Source organism: Rickettsiales bacterium, assembly GCA_025210695.1.
Taxonomy (GTDB): domain Bacteria; phylum Pseudomonadota; class Alphaproteobacteria; order Rickettsiales; family CANDYO01; genus CANDYO01.
This window is the reverse complement of sequence record JAOARE010000018.1, coordinates 1-19,415: the sequence shown is the minus strand read 5'-3', so window position 1 is coordinate 19,415 and position 19,415 is coordinate 1. Positions and strand designations below refer to the sequence as shown.

Below are 19,415 nucleotides of genomic sequence, written 5' to 3'. Positions count from 1 at the left end.
TTAAAGTATTTTCTCATGGAATATTTATAAAATAATAGTTTCCATATTAACTTAAACTTAATGTAAGAAAAAAAACTTATGAAACAATAGAAACTAATTCAAAAACTAGCCCTATACTCAATGGAATTGCAAGGTTATCATCCAAACGAAGTTTCTTAGCAAATAATTCAACTATAGTTGCAGAAAATATTGCAAAAGTTGAAACATTAAGTGGCAAAGTAAAATCACAGAATATAACCAGAAAGCAATATACTGCCATTCCAGAAAGAAAGAAACTTAAAGACCCTTCTAAGGTTTTACCAAGAAAACTAACTTTGCCATATTTACGGCCAATTAAAGCAGCAAAAGAATCACTAATCATAAGAACGGTTAGAGCTAAAATTGCTACTTCTTTATTAAAAAGAATAACACTAATGGTGGAAGCAATTAATAAATATGTGGCACCAGAGATAGATTCCTCTTCTTTATCACGCATTATACCACCAATTAAATTATTGATAACCTTATTCAATTCTGGAGAAAGCTTACGCGAAACCTCAATAATTATAGATATAATAGTAAGGGGCAACAATATTACCAACATCATTTTTGTGCTAAGGTAGAAATACAAAAATGGTATCCATAAAGAAGATAAATGAAAAATTTTACGCAATATTTCAAAGTTATATTTGATCATAATTATATCTATATAAAACTTTTAGGACGAAATACATCAACCCATTTGCTTATCATTAATCTGGTCAATAATACAGCAGAGAACATTGAAGTGGCTATACCTAAAACTAATGTTACAGCAAAACCTTTCACAGCACCAGAGCCAAAGGAATATAAAAATATTCCAACTAAAATAGTAGTTAAGTTTGAATCTATGATGGTATTAAAAGCATGATTAAAGCCTCTTTCTAGTGAAGAGAAAGTGGGTAAACCATTTTTGCTTTCCTCTCTAATTCTTTCAAAAATCAATACATTCGCATCAACAGACATGCCCATTGTTAACACAATACCAGCAATTCCTGGCAAAGTTAAGGTTGCTTGAAGCATAGATAATAAAGCAACTAGTAAAATTAAATTAAAACATAACGCAACATTGGCAAAAACTCCTAATATTCCATATGTGAATACCATGAATACCATCACCGAAATAACTGCAAGAATAGACGCAAGTTTTCCTTGTTCAATGGAAACCGCACCAAGACTTGGCCCCACAGTTCTCTCTTCTATAACATCAAGTGGAGCTGGCAATGCCCCTGCTCTTAAAAGCAAAGCAAGATCATTAGCTGACTGAGCAGTATAATTACCAGTGATATGTCCAGATCCTCCAAGAATTGCGACAGAGATAGATGGAGCGCATATTAATTTATCATCCAATACAATAGCTAAACGCTTTCCTATGTTCTTCTTAGTTAACTCACCAAATTTTTTAGCACCTAAACTATTAAATTCAAACGATACCACTGGCTTATTATTATCAAAACTAACCATAGCATTTTTTAATAAATCACCATTTAGCATCACCTTTTTGTAAACAGCCACCTTAGAATTGCTATCTTCTGACTCAAGGAGCATTGTATCAAATGGTACATTATCTATTGAAGCAACATTCTCATTCACCAAATGAAAAGTCATTTTTGCTGTCTGACCAATTAGGTTTTTCAAGTGCTCTGGGTTATCAAGGCCTGGAACTTGAAGTAATATTTTATCATCACCTTGTTTTTGAATAATAGGCTCTTTTGTTCCATTTTCATCCACCCTGCGACGAACAATTTCAATAGATTGCTCTACTAACTTTTTCTTAGTATCTTCAATATAATCTTTATTATAGCTTACAATAAACTTATCTTGAACAACCTCAAGATCTAGGTCTTTATTCTTTTTTATTATTTTTTTAGCAAGATCCCGCTGCCCTTCATCTCTTAGCTCAAGAGACACCTTACTCTTACTAACACTTAAATTTAAATAACCTATCTTTTTCTTACGCAGCTCTCTACGAACATCATCCTTTAAGCCCTCTATCTGCTCTGCAAAATAAGAGTTAAAATCTACCTGCAACAATAAATGCGATCCACCTTTTAAATCTAAACCTAGATTCATAGTGCTTTTTGGAAAGTAATCCGGTAATTTTAATGTATTGCTGGAAGATAAAAAATTAGGCATAGCAAAAACAGTAGCTAGCGAACATACTAAAAATATAAGAATAATTTTCCAACGTGGGAAATGCGCCATAGCTCAAATAACCTTTTATACAAATATGAGGAAAAGTAAAGCACGCCATCTATAATAAATTTTATAAATGGCGTTTTATACTTTCAAACTACTTAATCTTTTTTAGTTTTAGTAGTTTTCGGTTTAGTTGTTTTTTTAACTAACTTCTTAGTCTCTATCTTTGCAGTTTTCTTTTCCGCAGATTTAGCCTTAGACTTCTCTTTTTCAACTTTCTCCTCTACTACAGGGTTGTCATCTTTTGATAACATCTCTGTCACTGAAGATTTCAGCGCCTTAATTCTAACATTTTCAGAAATCTCAAGATAAATAACATTTCCTTCTATTTTATGAATTGAGCCATATAAACCACCTGCAGCAACCACTCTGTCACCTTTTTTAAGATTGCCAACCATATTCTCAACTGCTTTTTGCTTCTTAACTTGTGGACGAATTAAAAAGAAATAGAAAATAGCAAAAATCAACACCATTGGTAACAACGACATAAGACTTGTTCCCGTGCTCATAGGTGCTACAGACTCTACTGACTCACTTGCGTGAGCAACTGAAATTAACGACATAAATACCTCCATAATTTTATTCAAGTAAAATATAACCAAGGTTTTTATAGAAAGCAAATTATTTATGAGTTTTTAATTCAAGTCCTATTTTGATGCTCTAAAGACATATCTCATAAACATCACTTAAAAAATAGATTTAGCAATAAAAATATAGTTTTTCATTGTTAATTAAAGAACTTGATAACTCTCTAAGAGTTTTGTAGAATCCCTAAACTGAATATTAAGTTGTTCTGGTACTTAAAATTATGTTAGATAAACAAGAAGAAGTTCTAAATTCTATTAAATCCACCAATCACATTAAAGATCTTGAAGAACTTAGAATTCAATATCTTGGAAAAAATGGATTACTTACCAATGAAATGAAAAAAATGGCCAGTTTAAGCCTAGAGGATAAAAAAACTTTTGGTGCATTACTAAACACCCTAAAAAGTAAAATAACTAATGCCATAGATAATCAAAAAATATTGTTAGAAGAAAATGAAATTAATACTAGGCTTTCTTCAGAAAAAATCGATGTAACTCAGCCAGTTCGCCGCGGTGAATTTGGAAAAATTCATCCTATTACACAAGCTACTCAGGAGATTATTAATATATTTGCTAATTTAGGATTTGATTTAGCTCAAGGCCCAGAAATTGAAGATGACTATCATAATTTCACTGCGTTAAATATTCCAGAGAATCATCCTGCCAGACAAATGCATGATACATTCTATATGAACACTATAGAAAACATGACTCTTCGCACTCATACTTCTAATGTCCAAATTCGAAAAATGTCTTCTGAGAAGCCTCCTTTTAGATTTATCGCTCCTGGAAGGGTTTATAGATCAGATCACGACCAAACTCACACCCCTATGTTCAATCAAGTAGAAGGATTATGTATTGATAAAAACATAAATATGGGAAATTTAAAATGGTGTCTTGAAGAATTCTTAAAAGCATTTTTTGAAACCGACAAAGTAGTAATAAGGCTACGTCCCTCTTTCTTTCCATTCACTGAGCCTTCAGCTGAAGTGGATATTGGTTATAAATTAGAAAATGGTGAAATAAAAATTGGTTCAAATGAAAAATGGTTAGATATTCTTGGATGTGGAATGGTTCATAGAAAAGTTATTGAAAATGTTGGCCTAAACCCCGATGAATATCAAGGTTTTGCTTTTGGTGTGGGAATTGATCGAATTGCAATGTTAAAATATGGCATTCATGACTTAAGAAAATTCTTTGAATCAGATATGAGATGGAACAATCACTTTGGCTTTTCTTTATTTGATATGCCAAGTTTAGTTAGTGGACTTTCTAAATAATGGGAATATTATCTATACAATCACATGTAGCGTTCGGATATGTTGGAAATAAAGCTGCTGTCTATCCCTTGCAATCTATGGGATATGATGTATGGCCTGTTAATACTGTACAATTTTCCAGCCATACTGGCTATAAAAACTGGCGTGGAGATATCTTTAGCAGAGAGCATATAAATTCTGTAATTAAGGGGCTAGAATCCATAGGAGTCATTGGCAAATGTGAAGCTATTATTTCTGGATATATGGGAAGCGAGGATATTTGTCTTGAAGTGATGGATACAGTCAAAAGATTTAAAGCAAAGAATTATAAAACATTCTATCTTTGCGACCCTGTTATGGGAAACAGCAATTGCTTTGTAAAACCAGAAGTTGTAGATTTTTTTAAAAATAAATTATCTGCCGATATTATCACCCCTAATCAATTCGAAGCAGAGCTATTATCCAACATAAAAATAAATAACTTTAAAGACCTAAAAAAAATAGCCACATATTTTCACAACTTGAATGTTTCAGTGGTGGTTATAACTGGTATAAAAAATCTTGAACGACTAAATGGCAATTCTTGTGTTTTTGTTTCAGATGGAACAGACCAACATATTATCATTACCAAAGAATATGATTTTAAAATGCCCCCTAATGGAACAGGAGATTTATTTTCTGCAGTTCTCTTGGGAACTTATCTTACAACAAGAAATGCATTGTCTGCAGCAAAAAATGCAGCATATTATCTAGATCTTGTTGTTAAAAATACTTTTGATGCTAAGGATAGAGAATTACGTGTTCTTAGCACTCGCTACAGCAGTTTAACTAAAAATAATATAGAATCTATCGATATAAACGGATTATCATAATGAAATTTACCTTATCTTGGCTAAAGAAATTTTTAAATACAGATGCATCCATTGAAGAAATAACTAATCAACTCACTAAAAATGGCTTGGAAGTTGAAGAAGTAATTAATCAATATGATATGTATAAAGATTTTATTGTTGCTGAAATAATCTCTACCTCCCCTCACCCAGAGGCTGATAAGCTTCGTATTTGTCAGGTTAATAATGGCAAAGAAACTCTTCAAATAGTTTGCGGAGCTCCCAATGCCAGAGCTGGTATAAAGGTTGTTCTTGCGCCTATTGGCACAGAAATTCCTAGCAATGGACTCAAAATTAAGGAGTCTAAAATTCGTAATGTATTAAGTTGTGGAATGATGTGTTCATCTAAAGAATTAGATTTAGGAGATGAACATAATGGAATTATAGAACTTAATGAGAACTATGTTGTGGGATCTTCATTTGCATATAGTTACGGCCTTAATGAGGTTTTTATTGAAATATCTATTACCCCTAACAGAGGTGACTGCTTAGGAGTTTATGGAATAGCTAGAGATTTAGCAGCAAGCGGCATTGGAACCTTAAAACCATTAGAGTTTAATAAACAACAAGGTGGATTTACTTCACCTATCAAAGTAGAACTAAATAGCTCTCATTGCTCTAAATATATTGGAAGATATTTTAAAGATATAAAAAATTCTCCTAGTCCTAAATGGCTTCAAGATTGCCTACACTCAATAGGTGTTAATCCTATATCAGCTCTGGTTGATATAACCAATTACTTCACCTTTTGTTTTGGTCGTCCTCTGCATGTATTTGATGCAGATTTAATTTCTAAAATTAATGTCCGTGATGCATTGGATGGAGAACAATTTGAAGCATTAAATAACAAAACATATACCCTAAAGGGTGGTGAATTGGTTATGGCAGATGACGATCACATTATTGCTCTTGGAGGAATAATTGGTGGGGCAAGCTCTGGGGTATCTTTAGAAAGTAAAAATATTTTCTTAGAGATTGGCTTATTTGATGCTGACAGTGTGGCGAAAACTTCGCGCATGCACTATATAGATAGTGATGCTAAATTCCGTTTTGAACGCAAAATAGACCCCGAATTTATGGAAGCAGCGCTGGATATGGCTAGCCAAATGATAATAGATCTTTGTGGAGGAACCCTTAGTACTCCTATTATAATAGATAATTATAATTACACTGCTAGAAACATAGAATTCCCCCTCAATGAATTAGAGAAACAAATTGGTATTTCTTATGATAAATCTCATGTAAAAAATATTCTATTATCTCTAGGTTTTAAGATAGAAGATAAAGGAGAAATGTTAAATCTTAAAGTTCCATCTTGGCGTCCAGATATAATAGCAAAAGAAGATGTACTTGAAGAAATAGCTCGTATAGATGGATATGATAATATTCCATCCATACCATTACCTAATAAAGAGACCAATGCACTTGATGCTAAACAACGCAGTCTTTATAGAATAAGTAGATTTGCCGCTAGTCTAGGGTTAAATGAATTAGTGACCTGGTCTTTCATGAACGCAGCAAAAGCATCTAACTTCAGCAGTTTAAAGGATGAATTACATCTTAAAAACCCCATTAGCAGTGAACTTGATTATATGCGCCCAAGCATATTACCAAATCTCCTAGAAGCGGCTGAAAAGAATCAGAACCGTGGGATTAATGATTTAAAATTATTTGAATTGGGATCAACTTTTCAGGGAGTAAAACCCCATCAACAAATTCTAACTATTACTGGTTTACGAACTGGAATGAATCATATTCGCAATCTCTATGGAGACTCTAGATCTGTTGATGCGATGGATGCTAAATCAGATATATTTGCCATAATTAATGAATTGGGATTAAATCCCAATAATTTGCGCTATATAACTGATGACCTACCTAAATATTATCACCCAGGAAGATCTGCAAAACTAGCTTTAGGAAAAACCATTGTCGGTAATTTTGGAGAATTACATCCTAAGATAATAAAAAGCTATGGGCTTCATGGTAACGCCGTTGGATTTGAGCTCTTCTTAGATAATATACCATTGCCAAAAGCAAAATTTGGTCGCAAAGGATCCTTACAAACATCAGATTTCCAGATGGTGGAACGTGATTTTGCTTTTATTGTGGATCAAGATGTTTTATGTGAAACTATTATTAAAGCAATATCGCAAAGCGATAAAAAGCTGATTAAAAATATAAATATATTTGATATATATTCAGGAAAAGGAATAGATAACAACAAGAAATCTATTGCATTTAGCGTATCAATTCAAGCTATGGATCATACTCTACATGAGCAAGAAATTGAACAATTATGCAAAAAAATAACTGATTCTGTTATTAAATCAACTGGAGGAGAACTACGCAGCGGTGGTTAAAGAAATTAATTTATATCTAGCCCAGCCTAGAGGTTTTTGTGCTGGAGTTGAAAGAGCAATAGCTATTGTTGAAAAGGCTTTAGAAAAATTTGGCCCTCCCATATATGTTCGCCATGAAATTGTTCATAATAAATTTGTTGTTGAAGAATTAAAGAAAAAAGGTGCAATCTTTGTAAAGGAAGTTAATGAGATCCCTGCAAAAGCTAGAGTTATTTTTAGTGCTCATGGCGTTTCAGAAGCAGTTGAAATTAATGCAGAAAACCATAATCTAAAAATTTTAGATGCCACCTGCCCTCTAGTTACTAAAGTTCATCTAGAAGCAAGAAGCCATGAAAAAAAAGGAAGAAAGATTGTTCTAATTGGCCATCAGGGACATCCTGAAGTGGAAGGAACCTCTGGCAGAGTGCAAAGCGATGTGGTTATTGTATCAAATGTTGAAGCAGTAGATAAACTAAACTTCTCAGCAGATGATGAATTAGCTTATGTTACCCAAACCACATTAAGTGTGGATGATACGAAAAACATTATAGATAAATTAAAGCAACGCTTTCCTAATATAAAAGGGCCAGATTTAAAAAACATCTGTTACGCCACTCAAAATCGTCAAAACGCAGTTAAAGAAATGACTAAGTTGGTAGATTTAGTTCTAGTGGTGGGAGCTAATAATAGTTCTAATTCCAATAGACTAAAAGACATTGGTATTGAAATGGAAAAGAAATCTTACCTAATCAATAACTTTAAGGATATAAACTTAAATTGGTTTGATGACGTTAGAAATGTTGGAATAAGTGCTGGAGCTTCAGCACCAGAAAAGTTAGTACAAGAAGTGGTAAATTTTCTAGAGGCAAGTTTTTCTGTAAACATCCATAATCTTCAAACAATTGAAGAAAGCATTCACTTTAACTTACCCCTAGAACTTAGAAAATAGAGATAATTCTTATACTAAGGGATAGGATATGTTTCAACAGAATTATCTTCTCCTATAATAACATTATCTATACTTTTGCTGTTCTCACTATAACAACGATAAACAACTTTATTATCATTATAAATATTGTCTATTTCGATACAACGATCATAGAACGCATCCTCTAACTCTATTGTAACATAATTCTTCCAAAGCGTCTCTGCTTCCTCTACGGTAATTTTTCCTTCTGAAACTTTATTTAAAAGAACATAATTTTGTTTAATGGCTGAAGAAAAAGCGCCCTTTTCATCTATCTTCTCACCAAAACTCCCCTTCTCAGCTAAGAAATTCTCTAAGTTTCTCACTGCAATATCACGCATAGCGTTATTAATCTCAATATCATATTTAATTGCTTTAGAATTAAAATCATATATATCTTTTAAATATGGAGTTTCTGATAAATATTTGAAAAAGTCTCTATAAGCAATCATAGAATTAGTTCCATATGCGTTATTAACATATAATTCCTCATATAAAGAATGCATATTCTTTATAAATACTCCCCCCATAATTAATGCACCTGCTAATCCATAATATGTACCGGACTGAGCAGCACCAGCAAAGCCCATCATAGATAATAATAATAAACTAGGTGATGTTAATATAATCTGAGTTGCAACTTGTGTATATTCTCCTTGATATAAATTATACGCTATATCTACAGTAACTATACCTAATGTATAAACATTATTTCCACTAACCATAGCATATAAATTATTACACCCCATAACTACTTCTTCAAAATGTTTAGCATTAGGCTCATTGTATAATTTGATTCCATCCACCAGAGAATCTAGTGATTTTATGGTTATTGCGGTTTTAGAAAACACTTTTCTAGAAAAATCCATAGCTGCTCTAGATTTAACTTCTCCAACATTATGTATTGTACTTAAATCTATTGAGTTTTTTAGTAAAAAAGAGACACCAAATTCCTCAACTATATTAGCTGCTGCATTTTTATTTGTTATCGCCTTACCTAATTGTGTTGTGAGTGCATTTTTTATTGTACCACTTCCTATAAATACTATACCAGTCAATACAGAGGTACCAACCATTGCATATTTTCTTGACTCTGTGCTATTTGATGCATTATTTTCTAATAAACTAGAGGATAATGGAATTATTCTTGGATACGAAACTTCTAAAGTCACCCCAATGGATCCAGTGTTACTGTCACTACTACTTTCAGAAAATTTACTAAAATCTACATTTTCTCTAAAACCACGAATTATCCTTGTAGTTTTTTTAGTTAAGTTCTTTTCTTCACTACGCTCAAAATTATTATTGGACCCTGCAAGATCAGTAATTGTCTCTCTTGATTCTTGTAGCAATTGATCTTGTGTGACGTCTGAATCATCAGAAGTTATATGATGATCAATACCGGACATATCTTCATTAACCCCAGCAACAGTATTCTCCGATCCTTTTTGTGAAAGATCTACAGAGTCAGAACTCACACCACCGGCAATACCGGATGCAGATGCATCTTCATTAACACTTTCTTCTCTTTTAGATAAAAGACTCACCTCAATTATACTTTGTATCTGTTTATCTTGAGCACTCTGCTCGAATACAGGATTTTTACTTTGTTCATCAAGAGAATATGAAGATACACCTATACTTCCACCAATCTTCTTGGTATCTTTTTTTGATTTATTATTTCTAGATTTTATTATCGTCATATTTTATACACCAATCCCCTGATATTATTTATAAGAACCTTACTTTAATTAATTTTAAACAACAGCCTTTATATAATACCTTCAACATAATACTAAAAGGCAATTATTAAATTAAAACAACTACTCCGTAGAAACATAACCTATGTACTCCAAGCATAATGCACATCCTGACATTACAGCTATTCCTTCAGGACTGCTATCTCCATATTGATCAATGATTCCATCGGCCGCTACTTGCATTAAGTTAATCAAAACCTCATTAGTTATAGGAAATGATTTTTTATCCAAAGTGATTTCGATTGACTGTCTTTGGTCGCCCTCAATATCCAAACTATTAAGCAAAAGATTGGAAAACTCCATAGAAAGATCAACCTTAATATAGAACTCAATATTGCTAATATCATTAATTTTATAATTTATCTCTGATGATGGATTTGATAAATAATCAACAACTTCTTTAGCACTATCATTGCTAACTATAATATCAAAAATTCTCTTCTCACCATGATGATTATTATCTTGTTTCAATAAAATTCTTGCAATACTAGTAGTACATAAATGAACTTCTTCTGTAACTTCATATATCACACTTAAGTAGCCATTACTTGTACAATAAGAACCAACTTCATCTAAACAATGACTATCCTTTTTAAGCTTATTCACACCATAGTTTAAATATTCCTCAGGTATAACAATTCTCATAGGAACAAAATCTTTCTTAGCATTTGCTACCGAATCAGAAGTGATAGAAATTAGTTTGTATACTGTCTCAGTCATAGGAATATTAATATCTTTTTCTTTTACTAAACTTTCCCAAAAAATCTTTGGAAAATTTCCTATTTCTTTAACAACTTTACGCTTTTGAATACCATTTAAAGAATTCAAATTATATTGCCTAGATGAATAAAACTTCAAAGGTATCATTCTTGGGTTTATATTCTTCTCTATCTCTATGGTGCCCACCATAGTTTTCATCAAATAATCACCTTCTTTAAGGTTCTCACAAGGCTTTATTCCCCCTATACATTGCTCTATATAAGGAATAAACTCTCCATCTAACAACCTAAATGGTAAGTAATAATCACTCTTATCATATATAAAATCATCTGCAGAAGATATCTCTTCACTATCTCTTAGATGATTACGTATATCACCAGTAGCTCCTAGATAATTCTTCAACGTATCTAAAGGAATAGTTAACACACCATCCTTATATTCAACTAAATAACTCATTTTATTAAACCATTACTCAAAATCATAACTCAATAGAGCCACTTTCTGTGGCTCTAAAATAACATTCATCTTCTAATCAACAACAATATTTGCATAACATACACCATCAGTCTCTCCAACAAAAAACTCTAGACTATTGTCTTTATCTGTATACATACACTTTTCTGTTTTTAATATACATCCAGCATATTCCAGGCTATTATCTTCATATGTATAAAATGCTTCATAAGAAGAAGGACAAACACAATCTAATGTTTTTCCGTCATTATCAACATCAAATATAGAAACTGAAATCCCTGTTTCGATATCACAATAATCTAAATTTTTTGCTACAGGCAATATTTGGTTATATTCTGAACTAAAATTAACCTTAGTCTCTTTTGATGAACTAATAAATACTTCTTTTATCTGCTCAACTTCTGATTGCACCTCAGAAATATGTTTGTATAATTTTGTTATATCCTCATCACTTCTCTGAGCAACTTTAGTTCCCTTATATACCACCATTCCAAGAGATGCCACACTGTTACTAAGCCCCTCTATCTCTCCTGCTATGTAGTCACCCACGTGATCCTTAATATATCCACGAATCACTTCGGTACTTTGTCCTGTAACTAACCCTTTATATGCATCTACAAATTCTGGAAAGTTTTTTTTCATTGGGGGAATTGTTTCCCTCTCTACTTCTAATAAGCCATCGAGTGTTGAATTCATTTCTTTTATTAATTCAGATATATTTGACATTTTTTTCTCCTAAAATTAAAGTTAAATTAATATAATAAAATTTCTAAACCTTACCCCTAATATTGTTAACGTTTACTCATAGTATTTTAAGCATTCTGGGCTATTATAGTCTCCAATACATTTCACCTTTTCATGCATCATTATTTGAATTTGATCGCATATTTCACCACTGGCACTTTGTCTGCATAATTGGTCCCAAATATTAAAATCACCTTCAGCCGCCTCTCTTTTTACTTGTAACAATTCATCCTGCGTAACATAATTTCTCTTTATACCAACAATATTCTTAGCAAGCAGATCTATAACTTTATTCTGTTCATTTATAACTTTTATAACACCCTCTGTACCATCGTTAGAAGGCGCAGAAGGAGCATCATCAAGCTCAAATTCTTCCACCATATGAGCAACTTCATCAAATGCATTGGACATAATTTTCTTACTATTATAACTCTAAAATTTATACTTAACACCCAACAGAACTTCATGAGATTTTAAACAACCCTGAAAATTATGCTGAACTGATGACTTATTATTAATCGTATGTATATTTCCTGTTCTAATACTACCTAAATCAACATATTGATAATGAAAATCTCCACTCATATCATTATTGAATCTATACTGTAATCCAGCTCCAACCTTCCAAGCAAAATTAACCCTAGTTCCACGAGATATAGTATAATCAATATCCGATTTATTATCAGAACGAACTATATTACCACTAGAGTCCGTTATATTTCTGGATATCCCTGCACCTAACATTACATAAGGAGTTATCTTGTTAATCTCAGCTATATCGTAATATAAATTCATCATCGAAGCTAAAGAACTAACCTTAGTAATTTGGGTATCTGTACTATAAGCATATACAACTTTAGCCTTATTACCATTTCTAGCAAGCTTACTCACTACTTTCCTTTGCACCATATATTCATTAGTATAGCCATCTCTATATTCTAGACTAACATCCATACGAATATGGTCATCAAATTTATAACCAACAGCAGCGCTATACACACCAGCATCACCCAGCGTATTTTTAGAAAAATCTCCTCCTGGGGCTACCCCCATTGCATAACCTAAATTTCCTTGAACATAAAAATTTTCTACTGCCAATGCATTAGTTGTAATCAAATAAATAATCATCGCTCCAATAGTAGATCTATTTACAAAATTATTCATCCCTACATCATCGCCCCTATTTGTTTAATATATATTAATTATTTAAATCAAAACAACCATTAACACAACTTAACTGTGTGGTCAATAGGTTTTTCGACGATTGTATGATTTTTTTTAAAACTTCCTATCTAACGTTGAGGTAGATGCAAATAAAAACCCTATTAGTAATCAACATACTAATAGGGTTTTGTTTTTTGTTAGTTTAAAAATACTTTAAAGATTACTTATTCATCTTCATTATGCTGACGCTCATAATTTTCGTGATTTTGTTGAGCATCAATAGAAAAAGTAGCAATAGGGCGCGCCTCTAAGCGACCAACACCTATTTCTTCACCTGTTTCTTCACAATAACCATATTCAGAATTCTCAATTCTTTCTAATGCAGAATCTATCTTCTCAATAAGTTTTCGATATCTATCTTGTGTTTTTAATTCAAATGCAGCATTTATTTCTACATTTGCTCTATCATTTAAATCTGGCTCATGCCAGTTCTCCTCTTGTAAATGTTTTAAAGCCTCTGAAGAGTTATTAAGTAGCTCGTTCTTCCATGTATTTAGCTTAATTCTAAAATATTCTAGCTGCATAGGATTCATATATTCTTCTGATTCTGAAGGTTTATATCCCTCAGGTATTGTGACTTTATTCATCGTACTCCTCTTTTAGTTTAAATTAATCACAAGATAATTTATCTCCTAATATATGCCATAATTAACTCTGCCTTACAAGAATTATATTAATAAAACTACTTATTAACTTTATAAAGCGACCTTCTAAAAGTAATTTGATTAATTATAATATTATTAGTTGACAAGATATAGTTAATATATTACTATTTATTTAATAGTTAAAAACAAATAACGAACATAAGAAACCTATAAGCTACCTCCCCACATACAGAAAAACGAGAGGCATGGTTCTATGTAGAGCGCCACTTCAAAAGGGCGCTCTCTTTTTTTTCTCAACTAGATTAATTTATTCATAGTTATTATTTATTTTCAGTCACTCATAACAAATAAGAGTTGTTCTTTTCAACTTTATAAGACTGTTTTCTTATTATTTTTAAAAAATATTGATTAATTATAATATTATTAGTTGACAAGATATAGTTAATATATTATCATTTATTTAATAGTTAAAAATAAATAACGAACATAAGAAACCTATAAGCTACCTCCCCACATACAGAAAAACGAGAGGCATGGTTCTATGTAGAGCGCCACCTCAAAAGGGCGCTCTCTTTTTTCTACAGCTCTTAAGATATCAACATATTTCAACCCAAGATAAATTTCATGCAAGACACTAATAGGCTTGTTCAAGCCGTTTTACGTAATAATTTCTCAACATTTGTAGCAAAATCATTTCTCACTGTCTCTCCAGGAACAAAATATTTACATAATTGGCATATCAGCCTTATATCAGAAAAACTCAAACAAATTGAAGAGGGAAAAATTACCCGCCTTATTATAAATATTCCACCTAGATACTTGAAATCTATATGCATTAGCGTGTCCTGGTCAGCTTGGCTTATGGGGCATAACCCTGCCACAAAAATAATGACAGCCAGTTACTCACAGGCCCTGAGCAATAAACACTCACAAGATTGTAGAATTCTTATGAACAGCCCATGGTATAAAGAATTATTTCCTGAGACCATTATCAACAAAGGAGAAAATCAAAAATCAAAATTTGTAACCTCAAAAAGAGGATTTCGCTTTGCAACATCCACTGGAGGAACTGCCACCGGAGAAGGTGGAGACTATCTAATTATAGACGACCCTCAAAATCCTAATAAAATTAACTCTAAAAAATATCGCCAAGCCACCATTCAGTGGTTTGAACAAACCTTCATTTCTAGACTAAACAACAAACAAACTGGAGCAATTGTTATTGTTATGCAGCGTCTGCACGAGGAAGATTTATGCGGATATTTACTGGAAAACAAGCGAGATCAATGGGATTTACTAAAATTACCTGCAATTTATGAACAACCTATAACATTCACTGAACCATATCTAATCACAAAAGAAACTGGATCAGTATTACATGAAGAGAGAGAAGACATGGTAGCTCTTAATAAATTAAAAAATGAATTAGGTGAATATAATTTTGCATCTCAATACCAACAAAGCCCTATACCAAGCAAAGGATGTATAATCGAAAAATCATGGTTAAATTACTTCTCATCTAAGGATAACATCAAATTCAAACAAATTATACAATCATGGGACACAGCCATCAAAGCAAAAGATGATAGTGATTACAGCGTTGGAATTACTGTAGGAATTAATAACAATGGCTATTACTTGCTTGATATACAAAGAATTAAAGCTGAATATCCAGAGTTAATAATAGCTTTACAAAATTTTTCTAATAAATGGAATCCTCAAGCAATTCTAATAGAAGATAAGGGAAGTGGCCAATCCTTAATTCAAAGTTTAAAACCACTAATTAAAACTGCAATTATACCCATAAAACCAAAATTTGATAAAGTTACTAGATTTGCTAGACATAGCCCATTATTTGAGGCAGGGAAGATATTTCTAGATTATAATGCCAACTGGAGAATCACCTTAGAACAAGAATTAATCTCATTTCCTAAATCACCCCACGATGATCAAGTAGACAGCCTATCTCAAGCACTTGAATATCTACAAAATAAAAAACCAGCACGAATAAGAACCCTATAGAAATATTAAATATATCTAACGATTTCTACTCTTCTTTCTGCCCCTCTTTCGATGCTTATTCACTTTTTTGTTATCAACTTTTTTATTAAAAGGGCTTACCATTGCTTTTCTTGTTCTCTTCTTATTCCTTTTAGCCCTCTTACCAGATTTTACTTTTCTTTTAGAAGAATAACTCTTTGTAACTTTTTTAGTAGTTTTTGTAGTTGTTTTATTTATGCCTGGATTTTTATTTATAACTGGCCTTGACGTATTAACTTCAGGATCATCATCATAATAACTAGCAATTAGATTTGAATTAGACTTAGGAATGTTATTCGCAGTATCAGCAGCATTAGCAATGCTACTATACATAAACAAAATGGCAAAACTATATATAACGGTAATAATTTTTAGTAAATTCTTTCCCATCCTTAATTCCTTCTTAAGATTACTATTAGGTTAATTTTACGAGTATCTTCATATATAAGCTTCAAAAATATCACCTAAAAATTAGCTATGCAAGCAAAATGTTGTAAAGCAAAGACTTGAATAACTGAAGTTTTTTAAGTATAACTCTAAGATTATAATTTATTAAATATTCTTATGTTAAAACTTATTGCTGAGACCATTAGATTAAAAGAACAAGAATTTGAGAATTGGTACCAGAAGAAACTAGAGTCAACCACTCCTTGTTTATATACATCCGTAGATTTACGCTATTCTGGTAAAAAAATTGTCCCTGTAGACACTAACCTATTTCCAGCGGGTTTTAACAACGTAAGCCTTGATAAAATTGATACAGCAAGCTCCCTAGCTAAAAAATATATTAATAAGATCTCCCCCGATATAAAAAGCATTTTATTAATTGGAGAGGACCATAGTCGTAATCCTTATTATATGGATAATCTAAAAACTATAGAATTAATCTTAAATAAAGCTGGATATCACATAAAAATAGGCTCATTAACTGCCACTGAACATAGCAAGAACCAAGGTAACAATCATTCTGATATCTGCATTTCTTCTATAACAAAACATAACAATAAATTACAAATAGATGATTTTATCCCCAATTTAATTATACTAAATAATGATCTTTCCTCTGGAATGCCAGACCTTTTAAAAAACATTGATCAGAAAGTTATCCCTCACCCCAATAATGGGTGGTTTATGAGAAGAAAATCTAATCATTTTAAAGTTTATAATAAGCTGGTAACTGAACTTGAAGAATTATTCTCTCTACCATCTTTTTTACTTAGTACTGAATTTGATATATGTGAAGGAGTAAACTTTAAATCAAAACATGGCATGGATGAATTGGCTAAAAAGGTAGAAGTTCTCTTATTAAAAATAAAAGAAAAATATGAACAAAATAACATTCATGATACCCCATATGTGGTAGTTAAATCAGATTATGGCACATATGGCATGGGGATTATGATGATTAAATCAGCCGATGAGATCTTTTCCATAAATAAAAAGCTTCGCAACCAAATGCACATCACAAAAAGTAATATTGTTAATGAGCGGGTGATCATCCAAGAAGGCGTAAAAACATTTGATAAAATTGGCAATGCCAGCGCAGAACCTCTGCTCTACCTTATAAATCATCAACAAATAGAATTTATGTATCGCATTCATAAGACCAAAGATGAATATAGCAATCTTAATTCAGTTGGTATGGAAATAGCTAATAATCATAAATTTGACTGTGAGGATTATTATTATTGTTGCAACCTGGTTGCAAGAATAGCTAGCTTAGCTGCAGCCCTAGAACTTCAAGGCAATGGATCGTGACCAGAACCTCCCCATGGATGGCACTTAACTATTCTTTTAATACTAAACCAGAATCCTTTGAAAAAACCATATTTATTAAAAGCTGCAATAGAATAATTAGAACAAGTTGGAGTATAGCGACAAACACCAGGCCAATAAGGCGATAAAATATATTGATAACCCTTTATAAACAATACTACTATTTTTCTAAAATACTTCATCAACATGTATGTTCTAGCTAAATTTTCAAGAAGAATAATAGCATGATTTTCAAATCTCTCATTATTTTTTTATTTTATAAGTAAAGTTTTACTGGCATAAAAGAAAATATCTTGCTATAAATGTGTTGCGATTCTTATCACAGGATCAAAATGGAGAGGTGGCCGAGCGGCTTAAGGCGCTCCCCTGCTAAGGGAGTGTAGTGGAGACACTACCGAGGGTTCGAATCCCTCTCTCTCCGCCAGCTCTAGCTAAAATTTTTTCAGTCTCCGCTCGATTTTCCTATTTAGTTTCCTGCGCTCTAGACTACAGTATCTGTCTGGTGTAGCGCTTCAAAAAATGAAATCATAACATTACTTTTAAGCCTAAAAATTACCCAAATTTGTCTCATTTTTAGCTCAAAACCTCCTCAAATTCGTCTCCAATCTCTGTTTCATGTTTACCTTTACCAGTTCGCTAAACATCAAGAAACCCTAACCTACAAGAGGAGTTCGCAAAAGGTATGAGTCGGAGATGCGAGTGTTTTTTCGAACTCATCTAACCCCCCTCAAAGCTCAGGTTTACAAGGCTTACAGCATAATTTTGTCAAATTTAATTAATATCTCTTGACAAATATCAACTAATATATTAATATATTTATAATTAAGCAACTTTCAACAACCTAAAGTAAACATGGAGCAAATATAAAAATGACTATAGAAATTATCCACTTAAAGCAATTTCATAGAATTCCTGGTATTCCAGAGTATGATAAACAAAACAACATTTGCAATATTGTCGTTAAGTCGCAACTTAATTTGGCAAAATATCTTGAACGTAATAATGACATTCCTGTAGTATCAGAGTCGTTGTATGATAATATAAACTGCGAAAATTCTAGTGAAATGTGTGCCGTCACTAAACAATATATATTTCCAAATGGATTGCCTGACTCTTTTGAGCAATTAACTCATGTCCAGAAAGCTATGCTCTACGAATATGGTGCAGCCATAACTTTAACTTATGCAGGCGTATTACCGAAGACATATCCATCAATAGATAAAGATAATTCAGATAAAATAGATAATGATTTTTCTAAAGGTATATATAACGATATCTTCTCTACTAGGGAGAAGTTCGCAATAGAAAACGCCAAATTAGCAGCACAAGACTATTATGACGACTCCACTCAAGGAAAAGTTTTTATAATTTTTGGAGGCGCGCATGATTTTAGCAAAGAATGCGATGAATTTGGTTATAAAATATCTGAAATTGATTTTAGCTTAAGAGATGAAGTTGGCTTAGCGTATCCGGACAGCATGGAAGTGAGTCATATTGAAGATCAACAATCTTCAAGCATATTCTCAGAGCAATTAAAAATATTAAGCACGAATCATCCATACCGCACAAACCAATTGATTCAATCTAAACATGTGAACATAAAGGAGTTGTCTGCTTTTGCCGAAAATCACTTTGAAGTTTTACAAGACGTGATTAAAAGAGGAGGATTAATTGATATTATTGCAACTGGATCATTACATCTTGGACAATTATTAGAGGTATTTTACGACAAAGAACATATGCAACATTTATGGGGTGTAGTCTAGGATTATTTATTAAGTCATGATATAAGTTTCGATCAGCTTTTAGC

18 protein-coding genes and 1 tRNA gene are annotated in these 19,415 nt (G+C 32.2%); 8 read left to right on the top strand and 11 right to left on the bottom strand.

Annotation, left to right across the window (positions count from 1 at the left end; genetic code table 11):
- Positions 1-76: 76 nt before the first annotated feature.
- From N4A31_02630 to yajC, 3 genes are all read right to left on the bottom strand, one after another.
- The gene (locus N4A31_02630) at positions 77-676 is read right to left on the bottom strand and encodes a hypothetical protein (protein ID MCT4635129.1); all 600 of its coding nucleotides are present in this window, start codon (positions 674-676) and stop codon (positions 77-79) included.
- Between the two features lie 8 nt (positions 677-684).
- The gene (gene secD, locus N4A31_02625; GenBank protein MCT4635128.1) at positions 685-2,223 is read right to left on the bottom strand and encodes a protein translocase subunit SecD; all 1,539 of its coding nucleotides are present in this window, start codon (positions 2,221-2,223) and stop codon (positions 685-687) included.
- Positions 2,224-2,315: 92 nt separating this feature from the next.
- Positions 2,316-2,780, bottom strand: a complete 465-nt coding sequence (yajC, locus tag N4A31_02620; GenBank protein MCT4635127.1) for a preprotein translocase subunit YajC — start codon at positions 2,778-2,780, stop codon at positions 2,316-2,318.
- Positions 2,781-3,025: 245 nt separating this feature from the next.
- Here yajC and pheS point away from each other — a divergent pair, with 245 nt between their 5' ends.
- From pheS to ispH, 4 genes are read left to right on the top strand one after another with little or no spacing between them, the layout of a single operon-like run.
- Complete coding sequence (gene pheS, locus N4A31_02615; protein MCT4635126.1) at positions 3,026-4,084, top strand: phenylalanine--tRNA ligase subunit alpha; 1,059 nt, start codon at positions 3,026-3,028, stop codon at positions 4,082-4,084.
- Entirely contained in the window at positions 4,084-4,935 is an 852-nt protein-coding gene (pdxY, locus tag N4A31_02610) for a pyridoxal kinase (protein ID MCT4635125.1), read from the top strand. The genes pheS and pdxY overlap by 1 nt, the downstream gene beginning before the upstream one ends.
- Positions 4,935-7,316 (top strand): phenylalanine--tRNA ligase subunit beta, encoded by a 2,382-nt coding sequence (gene pheT / locus N4A31_02605; GenBank protein MCT4635124.1) that lies wholly within the window; start codon positions 4,935-4,937, stop codon positions 7,314-7,316. The genes pdxY and pheT overlap by 1 nt, the downstream gene beginning before the upstream one ends.
- Before the next feature lie 4 nt (positions 7,317-7,320).
- On the top strand, positions 7,321-8,244 hold the full coding sequence (gene ispH / locus N4A31_02600; GenBank protein MCT4635123.1) for a 4-hydroxy-3-methylbut-2-enyl diphosphate reductase: 924 nt from the start codon (positions 7,321-7,323) through the stop codon (positions 8,242-8,244).
- A gap of 14 nt (positions 8,245-8,258) precedes the next feature.
- Here the strand turns inward: ispH and N4A31_02595 are convergent, their stop codons facing one another.
- From N4A31_02595 to dksA, 6 genes are all read right to left on the bottom strand, one after another.
- A complete protein-coding gene (locus tag N4A31_02595) occupies positions 8,259-9,965 on the bottom strand; it encodes a hypothetical protein (GenBank protein MCT4635122.1) in 1,707 nt (568 codons plus the stop codon).
- A gap of 120 nt (positions 9,966-10,085) precedes the next feature.
- Positions 10,086-11,198, bottom strand: coding sequence for a hypothetical protein (locus tag N4A31_02590; GenBank protein ID MCT4635121.1), 1,113 nt, complete (start codon positions 11,196-11,198; stop codon positions 10,086-10,088).
- A gap of 72 nt (positions 11,199-11,270) precedes the next feature.
- Complete coding sequence (locus tag N4A31_02585; GenBank protein ID MCT4635120.1) at positions 11,271-11,942, bottom strand: hypothetical protein; 672 nt, start codon at positions 11,940-11,942, stop codon at positions 11,271-11,273.
- Between the two features lie 72 nt (positions 11,943-12,014).
- Complete coding sequence (locus tag N4A31_02580) at positions 12,015-12,371, bottom strand: hypothetical protein (GenBank protein MCT4635119.1); 357 nt, start codon at positions 12,369-12,371, stop codon at positions 12,015-12,017.
- Positions 12,372-12,392: 21 nt separating this feature from the next.
- A complete protein-coding gene (locus N4A31_02575; protein MCT4635118.1) occupies positions 12,393-13,124 on the bottom strand; it encodes an outer membrane beta-barrel protein in 732 nt (243 codons plus the stop codon).
- A gap of 224 nt (positions 13,125-13,348) precedes the next feature.
- On the bottom strand, positions 13,349-13,771 hold the full coding sequence (gene dksA, locus N4A31_02570) for an RNA polymerase-binding protein DksA (protein ID MCT4635117.1): 423 nt from the start codon (positions 13,769-13,771) through the stop codon (positions 13,349-13,351).
- Between the two features lie 642 nt (positions 13,772-14,413).
- On the opposite strand from dksA, the gene terL reads away from it, so the two are divergent.
- Positions 14,414-15,811, top strand: a complete 1,398-nt coding sequence (gene terL / locus N4A31_02565; GenBank protein MCT4635116.1) for a phage terminase large subunit — start codon at positions 14,414-14,416, stop codon at positions 15,809-15,811.
- A gap of 15 nt (positions 15,812-15,826) precedes the next feature.
- Here the strand turns inward: terL and N4A31_02560 are convergent, their stop codons facing one another.
- Positions 15,827-16,219 carry a hypothetical protein gene (locus N4A31_02560; GenBank protein MCT4635115.1) on the bottom strand — a complete coding sequence of 131 codons (393 nt, stop codon included), beginning with the start codon at positions 16,217-16,219 and terminating at the stop codon, positions 15,827-15,829.
- A 174-nt stretch (positions 16,220-16,393) separates the two neighbouring features.
- Between N4A31_02560 and gshA the strand changes: the two genes are divergently transcribed.
- Entirely contained in the window at positions 16,394-17,587 is a 1,194-nt protein-coding gene (gshA, locus tag N4A31_02555; protein ID MCT4635114.1) for a glutamate--cysteine ligase, read from the top strand.
- Here the strand turns inward: gshA and yidD are convergent.
- Positions 17,569-17,787, bottom strand: a complete 219-nt coding sequence (yidD, locus tag N4A31_02550; protein ID MCT4635113.1) for a membrane protein insertion efficiency factor YidD — start codon at positions 17,785-17,787, stop codon at positions 17,569-17,571. The two genes, gshA and yidD, sit on opposite strands and share 19 nt — an antisense overlap.
- Positions 17,788-17,939: 152 nt before the next feature.
- Between yidD and N4A31_02545 the strand changes: the two genes are divergently transcribed.
- Positions 17,940-18,029, top strand: a tRNA-Ser gene (locus N4A31_02545).
- Positions 18,030-18,474: 445 nt separating this feature from the next.
- Complete coding sequence (locus tag N4A31_02540; GenBank protein ID MCT4635112.1) at positions 18,475-19,371, top strand: hypothetical protein; 897 nt, start codon at positions 18,475-18,477, stop codon at positions 19,369-19,371.
- The last annotated feature ends 44 nt before the right edge of the window (positions 19,372-19,415 follow it).

Excerpts from the sequence above, each read along its gene's own strand:
- terL (MCT4635116.1), top strand. The coding sequence starts at position 14,414 with ATGCAAGACACTAATAGGCTTGTTCAAGCCGTTTTACGTAATAATTTC.
- yajC (MCT4635127.1), bottom strand. The coding sequence starts at position 2,780 with ATGTCGTTAATTTCAGTTGCTCACGCAAGTGAGTCAGTAGAGTCTGTA.
- pheT (MCT4635124.1), top strand. The coding sequence starts at position 4,935 with ATGAAATTTACCTTATCTTGGCTAAAGAAATTTTTAAATACAGATGCA.
- N4A31_02575 (MCT4635118.1), bottom strand. The coding sequence starts at position 13,124 with ATGAATAATTTTGTAAATAGATCTACTATTGGAGCGATGATTATTTAT.
- yidD (MCT4635113.1), bottom strand. The coding sequence starts at position 17,787 with ATGAAGTATTTTAGAAAAATAGTAGTATTGTTTATAAAGGGTTATCAA.
- N4A31_02585 (MCT4635120.1), bottom strand. The coding sequence starts at position 11,942 with ATGTCAAATATATCTGAATTAATAAAAGAAATGAATTCAACACTCGAT.
- N4A31_02590 (MCT4635121.1), bottom strand. The coding sequence starts at position 11,198 with ATGAGTTATTTAGTTGAATATAAGGATGGTGTGTTAACTATTCCTTTA.
- N4A31_02630 (MCT4635129.1), bottom strand. The coding sequence starts at position 676 with ATGATCAAATATAACTTTGAAATATTGCGTAAAATTTTTCATTTATCT.
- N4A31_02540 (MCT4635112.1), top strand. The coding sequence starts at position 18,475 with ATGACTATAGAAATTATCCACTTAAAGCAATTTCATAGAATTCCTGGT.
- pheS (MCT4635126.1), top strand. The coding sequence starts at position 3,026 with ATGTTAGATAAACAAGAAGAAGTTCTAAATTCTATTAAATCCACCAAT.
- gshA (MCT4635114.1), top strand. The coding sequence starts at position 16,394 with ATGTTAAAACTTATTGCTGAGACCATTAGATTAAAAGAACAAGAATTT.
- N4A31_02560 (MCT4635115.1), bottom strand. The coding sequence starts at position 16,219 with ATGGGAAAGAATTTACTAAAAATTATTACCGTTATATATAGTTTTGCC.
- dksA (MCT4635117.1), bottom strand. The coding sequence starts at position 13,771 with ATGAATAAAGTCACAATACCTGAGGGATATAAACCTTCAGAATCAGAA.
- secD (MCT4635128.1), bottom strand. The coding sequence starts at position 2,223 with ATGGCGCATTTCCCACGTTGGAAAATTATTCTTATATTTTTAGTATGT.
- pdxY (MCT4635125.1), top strand. The coding sequence starts at position 4,084 with ATGGGAATATTATCTATACAATCACATGTAGCGTTCGGATATGTTGGA.
- N4A31_02595 (MCT4635122.1), bottom strand. The coding sequence starts at position 9,965 with ATGACGATAATAAAATCTAGAAATAATAAATCAAAAAAAGATACCAAG.
- N4A31_02580 (MCT4635119.1), bottom strand. The coding sequence starts at position 12,371 with ATGTCCAATGCATTTGATGAAGTTGCTCATATGGTGGAAGAATTTGAG.